Source organism: Micromonospora coerulea (genome assembly GCF_016598485.1).
Taxonomy (GTDB): domain Bacteria; phylum Actinomycetota; class Actinomycetes; order Mycobacteriales; family Micromonosporaceae; genus Micromonospora; species Micromonospora coerulea.
The window spans coordinates 1-979 of record NZ_JAEMUW010000099.1 but is presented as its reverse complement, the minus strand read 5'-3'; the positions used below and the strand labels follow the sequence as shown (position 1 = coordinate 979).

The 979-nt window shown below is 67.2% G+C and carries 1 protein-coding gene; it reads left to right on the top strand.

Going from position 1 to position 979, the window contains the following annotated elements; genetic code table 11:
• Positions 1-355: 355 nt before the first annotated feature.
• Positions 356-979, top strand: a 624-nt coding sequence (locus I8N68_RS32450; RefSeq protein WP_234041013.1) for a DUF1062 domain-containing protein, incomplete at its 3' end; no start/stop codon positions are given.

Genomic DNA, 979 nt, shown 5'->3' with positions numbered 1-979 from the left:
CGATGAGAGTGCGCCGTGCGGCGCTATTGCAGAGCCTCTGCCCCATGCCTGCCTGCACGTCAGGTTGGGGGCGGCCGGAATACGGCAGAAGGGGCCGCGGGGCGATCGGCGCGTGGTCGACGCCCAGCTCGCCGACCCCGCCCCTCAGTACTCGGCACCAGGACAAAAGTGGGTGGCCTCGCCAGCCCGTCCCGCCCTACCTTGTAACTGGATCTTCTTCTCCGACCCACTCACGAGAGGACTTCACCCCGCGTGACCCCGCCTGCTCTTTAGACCTGACACCTTCCCGTGCATCGGTCGCCGACGTCGCCGTCGGCTCTTTTCCCATGCCTTCCGTCAGGTCTTAAGAGAGATCATGTCTACGCGTCCTCATATCGTTCTGTCCTGGACCGTTCGGCGCACGCGCCTTCCCCTGCTCGCGTTCCGCTGCGTCCACTGCCATTCCGGCCTCGCCAGCACCGGCGACGGGACGTTCCGCGTCAGTGCCAACGGCAAACTCCTCGACATCTGGCTCCTGGTCGCCTGCGTTTCCTGCGACCCCACCAGCCAAATCACCGTTCACGATCGCGTCCCGGTCCGGTACCTGGATCCGATCCTTCTGCAGGGCTGCTGCGGCAACTCCTCTGCCCTCGTCGCCCGCGTCCTTCTCGACCCGCTGATCGCCCGGCGCAACCGGTTCGCCCTGGCGTGGGACTCATGCTGGGAACTGCTCGCCCCGTCCCCTCCCGAAAGCCCTTGGCCCGTCCAGGTTTCGGCCATCTTCGACGAGCCCGTGCCCCTTCGCCCCGAACGGCTCATCGCCCAGGGGGCTGGGCATCAGCCGCGGGGAGATCGCTCGCCGCGTCAAGATCGACATTCCGCTGAACCGCAGAACTCACAGGGACTTCTCGTTCGTCCTGCTATGAGCCGCCGCCGTGGGCCTGAGCCGGGGCGAGAGGCAAGGTGGCCTTGCCCCGGGCTGCATCACGCGGCGCTCCGC